The sequence below is a fragment of the uncultured Acetatifactor sp. genome (assembly GCF_948601915.1).
Taxonomy (GTDB): domain Bacteria; phylum Bacillota; class Clostridia; order Lachnospirales; family Lachnospiraceae; genus Acetatifactor.
Genome location: NZ_CAPDXS010000186.1, coordinates 1 through 8749, shown reverse-complemented (window position 1 = coordinate 8749; position 8749 = coordinate 1). Strand labels below are relative to the sequence as shown.

General features: G+C 57.4%; 9 protein-coding genes. 7 read left to right on the top strand and 2 right to left on the bottom strand.

Annotated elements, in window-relative coordinates; translation table 11 throughout:
- The 3 genes from rny to Q2B33_RS21760 form a co-directional block, all read left to right on the top strand.
- On the top strand, positions 1-1067 hold a 1067-nt coding region (gene rny, locus Q2B33_RS21770), incomplete at its 5' end, for a ribonuclease Y (RefSeq protein ID WP_300914245.1).
- A 263-nt stretch (positions 1068-1330) separates the two neighbouring features.
- A complete protein-coding gene (locus Q2B33_RS21765) occupies positions 1331-2662 on the top strand; it encodes an aminotransferase class I/II-fold pyridoxal phosphate-dependent enzyme (protein ID WP_300564674.1) in 1332 nt (443 codons plus the stop codon).
- Between the two features lie 145 nt (positions 2663-2807).
- Positions 2808-3461 carry a stage II sporulation protein M gene (locus Q2B33_RS21760; RefSeq protein ID WP_300914243.1) on the top strand — a complete coding sequence of 218 codons (654 nt, stop codon included), beginning with the start codon at positions 2808-2810 and terminating at the stop codon, positions 3459-3461.
- Positions 3462-3667: 206 nt separating this feature from the next.
- Here Q2B33_RS21760 and Q2B33_RS21755 read toward each other — a convergent pair whose 3' ends face one another.
- Complete coding sequence (locus Q2B33_RS21755; protein WP_300564678.1) at positions 3668-4696, bottom strand: 3-deoxy-7-phosphoheptulonate synthase; 1029 nt, start codon at positions 4694-4696, stop codon at positions 3668-3670.
- A gap of 232 nt (positions 4697-4928) precedes the next feature.
- Between Q2B33_RS21755 and Q2B33_RS21750 the strand changes: the two genes are divergently transcribed.
- From Q2B33_RS21750 to Q2B33_RS21735, 4 genes are all read left to right on the top strand, one after another.
- Positions 4929-5402, top strand: a complete 474-nt coding sequence (locus tag Q2B33_RS21750) for an RNA polymerase sigma factor (protein ID WP_300564812.1) — start codon at positions 4929-4931, stop codon at positions 5400-5402.
- A 164-nt stretch (positions 5403-5566) separates the two neighbouring features.
- A complete protein-coding gene (locus tag Q2B33_RS21745) occupies positions 5567-5794 on the top strand; it encodes a KTSC domain-containing protein (RefSeq protein ID WP_330685217.1) in 228 nt (75 codons plus the stop codon).
- A gap of 372 nt (positions 5795-6166) precedes the next feature.
- Positions 6167-6475, top strand: a complete 309-nt coding sequence (locus Q2B33_RS21740) for a PadR family transcriptional regulator (RefSeq protein WP_300564680.1) — start codon at positions 6167-6169, stop codon at positions 6473-6475.
- A gap of 70 nt (positions 6476-6545) precedes the next feature.
- Positions 6546-7760, top strand: a complete 1215-nt coding sequence (locus Q2B33_RS21735; protein ID WP_300564682.1) for a DUF4097 family beta strand repeat-containing protein — start codon at positions 6546-6548, stop codon at positions 7758-7760.
- A gap of 283 nt (positions 7761-8043) precedes the next feature.
- Here the strand turns inward: Q2B33_RS21735 and Q2B33_RS21730 are convergent.
- The coding region (locus Q2B33_RS21730; RefSeq protein WP_300822586.1) for an anhydro-N-acetylmuramic acid kinase at positions 8044-8749 on the bottom strand (706 nt) is incomplete at its 5' end.

Here is an 8749-nt window from a genome sequence, read left to right as displayed (position 1 = left end):
AAGTGAAGCATGAATCGGCCGTGATAATCAAGGAAATGGAGAGTCGGGCCAAAGAGGAAGCAGACAAGAAGGCGAGGGAATATGTGGTGTCAGCTATCCAGAGATGTGCTGCAGACCATGTCTCTGAGACCACGATTTCCGTCGTACAGCTGCCAAACGATGAGATGAAGGGAAGGATCATCGGACGGGAGGGGCGCAACATCCGCACCCTGGAGACCATGACCGGCGTCGATTTGATCATCGACGATACGCCGGAAGCGGTGATCCTGTCGGGATTCGACCCCATCCGCCGGGAGGTGGCCAGGATCGCGCTGGAAAAGCTGATCGTAGATGGACGCATCCATCCCGCCAGGATCGAGGAGATGGTGGAGAAGGCGCAGAAAGAAGTGGAGATCATGATTAAGGAGGAGGGAGAGGCCGCCACGCTTGAGGTAGGCGTGCATGGCATCCATCCCGAACTGGTCAGGCTGCTGGGCAAGATGAAGTTCAGGACAAGCTATGGCCAGAATGCATTGAAGCATTCCATCGAGGTGGCGCAGCTGTCAGGACTGCTGGCGGCGGAGCTGGGACTGGATGTCCGCATCGCAAAGCGCGCCGGACTGCTCCATGACATCGGAAAGTCCGTGGATCATGAGATGGAAGGCTCCCATATCCAGCTGGGCGTCGAGCTCTGTCGGAAGTACAAGGAGAACGCCACAGTCATCAATGCCGTGGAATCCCACCATGGCGACGTGGAGCCCACTACCCTGATCGCGTGTATCGTACAGGCTGCAGACACGATATCCGCCGCGAGACCGGGGGCAAGGAGGGAAACGCTGGAGACCTATACCAGCAGGCTGACAAAATTAGAGGAAATCACAAACAATTTCAAAGGTGTAGACAAGTCTTTTGCTATTCAGGCAGGCCGGGAAGTACGTGTAATGGTAGTTCCGGAACAGATTACGGATACCGATATGGTCCTGTTGGCGCGTGATATCTCCAAGCAGATTGAAGCTGAATTGGAATATCCCGGACAGATCAAGGTAAATGTCATTCGCGAGAGCCGTGTCATTGATTATGCGAAATAATCATAAAAATTGAATAGGGAAAATGCAAGGAAAGAGACGCCAGGCGCAAACCGGCGTCTCTTATACATTTTCACAAATTGTGGCAGGATATCACTGTTAAATTTGTAATATTACCACTTGCACATATTGGCAGTATATAGTATGATAATGCAAGTGCATGATTGTATACAATGATACAACGGAATGGAGAACGCAGGAAAAGCGTTCTTCCGGTCTTGCGCCAAATTTGTAAGTAGAATGAGAGCATGTGCAGGGAGGTAAGCATGAAAGCATATCAGGAGCTGAGCAGAGAGGAACTGCTGTCGCTGAAGGCGAAGCTGGAGAAGGAATATGAGGATGCCAAGGGCAAGGGGCTGAAGCTGGACATGTCCAGGGGGAAACCCTCCGTGGCGCAGCTGGACATGGGGATGGACATCTTCGACGTCCTGAATTCCCAGAGCGACATGACGAGCATGGAAGGCGTGGACGTCCGCAATTACGGCGTGCTGGACGGGCTGGCCGAGGCCAAGCAAATGATGGCGGACATCATGGGCGTGAAGGCGGAGAATGTGATCATATACGGCAATGCCAGCCTGAACATCATGTATGACGCCGTGTCCAGCGCCGTGACCCACGGTGTCATGGGATGCACGCCCTGGTGCAGGCTTGATAAGGTGAAGTTCCTCTGCCCGGTTCCCGGCTATGACAGGCATTTTGCCATCACCCAGCATTTCGGCATCGAGATGATCACGGTGCCCATGACCCCCCAGGGGCCGGACATGGATCTGGTGGAGAAGCTGGTGGCCGAGGATGAGGCCATCAAGGGCATCTGGTGCGTGCCCAAGTATTCCAATCCCCAGGGCTATACCTATTCCGATGAGACGGTGCGGCGGTTCGCTGCCCTGAAGCCCGCGGCCAGGGACTTCCGCATCTTCTGGGACAATGCCTATTCGGTGCATCATCTCTATGATGAGGAGGAGCGGCAGGAGAGCATCCTGGACATCCTGAGCGAGTGCGAGAAGGCGGGCAATCCCGACATGGTATATGAGTTCGCCTCCACCTCCAAAATCAGCTTCTCCGGCGCGGGCGTGGCGGCAATCGCCTCGTCCATGGCGAACCTGGAATGCATCAAGAAGACCCTGACCATACAGACCATCGGCTATGACAAGATAAACCAGCTCCGCCACGTGCGGTATTTCAAGGACTTCGAGGGCATCAAGGCCCATATGAGGAAGCATGCCTCCCTGATGCGGCCCAAGTTCGAGGCCGTGCTGAAGGTGCTGGAGCAGGAGCTGGCCGGTACGGGAATCGGAGAGTGGACCAGGCCCAACGGCGGCTACTTCATCTCTTTCCAGGCAATGGAGGGCTGCGCCAAGGCAATCGTAGCCAGGTGCAAGGGAGCCGGGGTCACGCTGACGGGAGCCGGAGCCACCTATCCCTACGGCCTTGACCCCAGGGACAGCAATATCCGCATCGCGCCCACCTATCCTTCGCCGGAGGAGCTGGCTATGGCCACGGATCTGTTCGTGCTGTGCGTGAAGCTGGTGAGCGTGGAGAAGCTTCTGGAGGAGCATGCCCGGGACGCGGAGCGCTTCAGCGACAGGCTGGCCGGGTGAAGGACCGGATTTTGTTAAAGCAGATTGACGATACGCCCCTGCCCGCTGCCCGGACAGGGGTTTTCTTCCGCATAGATGACAGCCTGCCCGCATAAGATGGAAGGAGAGCATTCCAGGGATGCGCGTTTGACATTAAGGACATTCCATGGGATGCCGCAACCTTAGAAGGGCGGTGGGGCGGATGCAGTTTGCTGGGAGGAGGTTCCTGGCCGGATATGGAAGAGAGGCATTCCAGCGCAATTTCCTGGTCTGTTTCGGCGTGGGGCTGTTGATCGGAATCGTGGTGGTGAACATAGGAAAGGGCATTCTGCTGGGGGAGACGGGGCTGTTCGACGAAGCCACGCTCTATCATATGAAATATATGACAGTGGACAGCAATGCCCTTTTTTCTTATATCTTCCGGAAGAGGATGGGCAGGGTGCTCATACTGGCCGTGCTCTCCACTACCTATCTGGGGCTGGTGGCCTGTATGGGCGCGGCGTTCTGGTACGGCATGTCCGCCGGGGCCTTCCTGACCTCCCTGGCCCTGCGCTACGGGCTGAAGGGCATACTGCTGGCCATCGTCGGGCTGTTCCCCCACTTCCTGCTCTATGTGCCGGGGGTGCTGCTCCTGCTGGCCTGGTGCGAGGAGCTCTTCCGGGGGATTTATGTGAGGGGGGAGTTTTCCGGGGGAGACAAGGGAGTCCTGCTGAAAAAGGCGGGGAGGTTCCTGGCCATCCTCCTGGCGATGACGGTGGGCTGCCTGCTGGAGGGATATGTGAACCCCTTCCTGCTGCTGGGGTTTTTGAGAATCTTCTGATTTTTCGGGTCTCAGGGGAGCAGACAGGAAATGGGGGAAGGCCGTCAGCTCCGGCACAGGGCGGGCACAAGGGAAGGCCGCAGGCTCCGGCAGGGGCCGGGCACAAGGGAAGCCTGCCGCATTGGGCAGGGATACGAGATCCGATAGAAGACCGGTTAGAAGAAACCAGGGCAGCGTCCGAAGACAGCCCTGGTTTCTTTGCGCGCTCACTCATATTCCGCGATTTCGTAGATCAACCGCTCAGAGGCCTCCCAGCCGAGGCAGGGATCCGTGATGGACTTGCCGTAGATGCCGCCGCCCACCTTCTGGCAGCCCTCCTCGATATAGCTCTCGATCATGACCCCCTTCACCAGGCTGTGGATGTCGGGATTCAGCCTGCGGCTGTGCATGACCTCCTTGGTGATGCGGATCTGCTGCTCGAACTGCTTGCCGGAGTTGGAGTGGTTGGCGTCGATGACGCAGGCGGGGTGCATCAGATCCATCCTGCCGTACAGCTCCAGCAGGAGGTTCAGGTCCTCATAGTGGTAGTTGGGCACATTGTTTCCGTGCTTGTTCACCGCGCCCCGCAGGACGGTGTGGGTGAGCTCGTTTCCTGTGGTCTCCACCTCCCAGCCCCGGTAGGTGAAGGAGTGGGGGTGCTGGGCCGCGTAGACGGAGTTCAGCATGACGGACATGTCGCCGCTGGTAGGGTTCTTCATGCCGGCCGCCACATCGAAACCGCTGGCTGTGAGGCGGTGCTGCTGATCCTCCACGGAGCGGGCCCCGATGGCCACATAGGAGAGGATGTCGGAGATGTACCCCCAGTTCTCGGGGTAGAGCATCTCGTCCGCGGCGGTGAGCCCGGACTCCTCGATGGCCCGGATGTGCATCTTGCGCATGGCAATCAGCCCGGCCAGGAAGTCGGGCTTCTTCTCCGGGTCGGGCTGATGGACGATGCCCTTGTAGCCCTCCCCGGTGGTCCGGGGCTTGTTGGTATAGATTCTGGGGATCAGGATCAGTTTGTCCTTCACCTTGTCGTTCAACTTGGCCAGCCGGCTGATATAGTCGCATACAGAGTCCTCGTTGTCCGCGGAGCAGGGGCCGATGATGACGAGGAACTTCCTGCTCTTTCCTGTGATCACATCTCTGATTTCCGCATCCCTTCCCCGCTTGATTTCGGCGAACCTCTCCGGGAGCGGGTGCTCCTGTCGGATCTGGTTCGGCGTGGGAAGATGCTTTATGAATGTAAAGCTCATGGTATTTTTCTTTGCCGCAGCAATCCTTTCTGTTCAGTATCGTGAAAAACAAGACCATTTCCCATTATAATATAGGAATGTCCATCCCGCAAGCTGTTTAAGGAAAATAGAATTTATGAAAAAGAATTCACTAATTATAAAATCGGGCTATATGGCCGGAAAACAATGGTAAATTAGACTATAGGAGTGTAGGCGTATGGGCTCCATAGCAAAGGAGGGATAGTCGTTGGAAGTGGGTACTGACGAATTCGGAAAGATGTATCAGATGTATTTTGACGATGTGCTCAGAGCAGTATATCACAGAATCTCGGACAGGCAGACTGCGGAGGACATCACGCAGGATACCTTCGTTGCGGCGTTCAAACTGGGGGAGGGATTCCTGGCGCATCCGAAGCCCAAACTGTGGCTGCTGCGCACGGCCCGCAATAAGCTGCGCGAGCAGTACAGGAGGGCCAGGCGGTGGGGCATGGAGCCCCTGGAGGAGTGCCTGGAGCTCGCGGCGCAGGACTGCCGCTATGGCGAGGTGGAGCTGGACCTGGCGGCGGTGGCCACCCTCAGCGAGGAGGAATGGAAGATGGTCAAGGCCTATCACGTATTCGGGACCACCATTGCGGAGATCGCCCGCTCCGAGTCGGTGACGGAGAACAATATGAGGGTGCGCCTGTTCCGCTTCCGGAAAAAGCTGAAGGAGGAGATCAGCCGATAGGATGAAAAATTTGTAGAAATGAAGAATATTTTGTAATATATTGTCGATTTGAAGTCATATATATAGTAGAAGGACAATTCAAATCGGGTTTGTGGAAAGGAGGGAAAAGCCCTTCAAAGGACATGTAGGAATCAGAAAGCACACAGGAGAAGGAGGATGGAACAATCAGACATATTAGCTTCTACAGTGGAATCATTCAGACGATGGGGTATGACCCACAGTACGCCCTTCTGGAAATCAGGCTGGTGGGCGACGGAAAGGTGCGGCAGTACAGCGATGTGCCGGAGGAAACCTGGTATCATCTCAGAGAGAGCTACCATCCGGATACTTATTATCACAGACACATCTGCGGATGCTATAAAGAATATGTGGTTTTAGAGGGGTCTGCGTGACATGGGCCCGATGCACGGCGGGGCCGGGGAGCAGTTCTGTTTCCCGGCCTTATGCTCACGAGCGATGAAATTTGCCGCGATGTATCCGGAATCTTTCGCTCGTGAGTCTGGTTGCTTGGCGTGGTTTGTGATTGTCAGTATAAGCTATACTGCTTAACGATTTCACTTGCCGTGAAAACAGACGGCATAACGCTGACTGGTTCAATCGAATGATTACATTAGGCAGTATTCAGCGTCATGCAGTATATGTCTGGGGCAGGAGTTTATGGATTTTTTATAATTATTTGAGAATAGTATATTGCAATATATAATAGTGTGTGATAAACTGAACCTGTCAAAGACGAGTACTAAAAATCGGAAAGGAGGATATGCATGAATACACAATTTAAGAAAGGCGCCCTGGAGCTCTGCGTGCTGTCCCAGCTCATTGGGGGAGACAAGTACGGATATGAACTGACGGAGAAGATATCCGGCGTGATGTCCATTGCCAGCGGCACGCTGTACCCCATTTTGAGGAAGCTGAAGGCGGACGACTACGTGGTCACTTATCTGGTGGAATCGGAGTCCGGCCCGGCCAGGAAGTATTACAAGCTTACCGACAAGGGGAAACAGTACCAGACGGATGTGAGGCAGGAGTGGGAAGCGTTCGCCAGCGCGGTGAACCAGCTGATTGCGGGATAGGCTTGCTGAGGAATGCGGATAGCGGAAAATGTGGATGGGCGGACGCAAAACCGGAATAGGAGGATGAGAGATGACGAAACAAGAGTATATGGCGAACTTACAGGAGAAGCTGGAGCGCTTCGGCAGGGAGCTGCAGGAGGAGATCCTGGAGGACTACAGGCAGCATTTCGCCGAGGGGGAGAATGAAGGAAAGGCTGATGAGGAGATCATCGAGGAGCTGGGCAATATCGAGGAGATGATCAGGGAGCTGGCGGAGGACGACCTGCCGGAGGAATTCGCCCAGAGGGCCATGGAGCAGGGCGGGCTGTGCGAGAGCGCCGGACAGGAGGTCTCCGGGGCCGGGGAGGCGGCGCAGAGGGAGCCTAAGGACACGAATCTGAAGAGGACATTTTCCTACTCGGGCTTCTACAAGGCCATGGTCCTGGAGGGGAAGGTGGCAAATGTGCGGGTGGAGCGCTCCGAGGACGACCAGATCCATGTGGAGTACGAAGCCAAGGGTGTCAGCAGCCAGGTGAATTACGAGTATTACCAGTATGAAGAGGACGGCGTCTTCTATGCGGGCGTGAAGCGCAGGAAAGGGGCCAGGGACGAGGGCGACAATGAGGAGAAGATGGTGAAGGTGACCCTGTTCGGACGCACCATCATATCCTACGGGAACGTGGGGAGCTTCAGCGTAGGCGGGCAGAACATCACCCTGACCGTGCGGGTGCCTAAGAGCGTGCCCAGGCTCACCGCCAAGGCGGCCAGCGGCAATGTGGACATCTCGGGAATCGAGCTGGAGTCCCTGGAGGCCAACAGCGCCAGCGGGAACATCGGCGTGGAACAGGTGGTGGCCGACAGGCTCAAGGCCCACACGGCCAGCGGCAATGTGAAGGTGGATCATACGGAGTTCATCTCGGCCAGCCTGGACACGGCCAGCGGCAACGTGAAGGCGGAGATGGTAAAGGGCCGCGATATCCACTGCGGCACCGGGAGCGGCAACATCAAGGTGGACGCCGCTGTGGCGGAGTACCACCTTGGAACAGGAAGCGGCAATATCAAGGTCAGGTCCGTGGGGGCCAGCGAGAGGATTGACATGGGCACCGGAAGCGGCAGCATCAAGCTGGAGCTGGAAGGCGCAGAGGGCATGGAGGCCACGGTCAGGAGCGGCTCCGGCAGCGTGCACATCGGCTGGGGCGGGGAAGACAGCCAGAAGGTGAAGAACGGCACCTATGCCTACGGGAACAGCGCCTGCAAGGTGAAGGCCAACACCGGCAGCGGGAGCATCAGGATTTCCGGGAGATGAACGCCGGATTGGCGCATCCGGGGCAAGAGGGAATTCCGGGCGTGTACCGCAAAAAAGCAGCTATCGGGAGGTAGCTGCTTTTTTCCGGCCTGGCGGGCTGCGGTTTCCCGGGAGATTCGGGGGAACCGGATGCCCGGCGCCCCATTGCATGAATCCCGGAGCGATCCGTCCCGGCTGTACGCCCCGGCACTGCGTCGGCATCAGGCAAGGACGGCCCTGTCCTGGCGCGGCTCCTGCGCTGATTGCCCAAGGATTCATGCATCGGAGCCGGGGCACTAATGTGCTAAGGAAGCGATATCTTCCCCATGACGGAGGGCTTCTGCGCTCCGGTGACGCTGGGCAGGGTGTTGGGCAGGCCCCGGACGCAGCGGTCCGCCAGCAGGGCGAAGGCCACCGCCTCCTTGGCGTCGCTGCTCAGCCCCAGATCCTCCTGGGTCTGGACCGTTACGCCGTAAGGGGCGAAGCGCTCCCGCAGGAAACCCAGCAGCGTCTTGTTGTAGCTGCCGCCTCCTCCCACCACCAGCCTGGAGGCATGGTGCTTTGGCAGGACGTACTGCTCATAGGCGCTGGCGATGGACCAGGCGGTGAGGTCGGTGACCGTGGCCACCAGGTCGGTCTCCGGAATCCGGTGGGCTTCCTGCCAGCGCAGGATTTTTTCCGTGTACTGGGTGCCGAAGAGCTCCCGGCCGGTGGTCTTGGGCAGGGCTTTCGTGTAATAGGGCTCCTGCTGGAGGAGAGCCAGGAGTTCCCGGTTCACGCTGCCTCTTGAAGCGAAGTCGCCGCTGCCGTCAAATGCCTGCGCTCCTCCGGTGAGGGCGGAGACCACCGCATCGATGATCATATTTCCCGGGCCGGTGTCGAATGCGTAGACATCCTCCGGCTTCGCGGCGGCGGGCATGACGGTCATGTTGCCGATGCCGCCGATGTTCTGGAGCAGCAGCGTCTCGTCCTCCAGGCGGTACAGGAGGTACTCCGAGAAGGGCACCAGG

Bases quoted from the DNA above. Each gene is read 5' to 3' on its own strand.
- Q2B33_RS21755 (WP_300564678.1), bottom strand. From the start codon at position 4,696: ATGAGCTTTACATTCATAAAGCATCTTCCCACGCCGAACCAGATCCGA.
- Q2B33_RS21735 (WP_300564682.1), top strand. From the start codon at position 6,546: ATGACGAAACAAGAGTATATGGCGAACTTACAGGAGAAGCTGGAGCGC.
- Q2B33_RS21760 (WP_300914243.1), top strand. From the start codon at position 2,808: ATGGGATGCCGCAACCTTAGAAGGGCGGTGGGGCGGATGCAGTTTGCT.
- Q2B33_RS21740 (WP_300564680.1), top strand. From the start codon at position 6,167: ATGAATACACAATTTAAGAAAGGCGCCCTGGAGCTCTGCGTGCTGTCC.
- Q2B33_RS21765 (WP_300564674.1), top strand. From the start codon at position 1,331: ATGAAAGCATATCAGGAGCTGAGCAGAGAGGAACTGCTGTCGCTGAAG.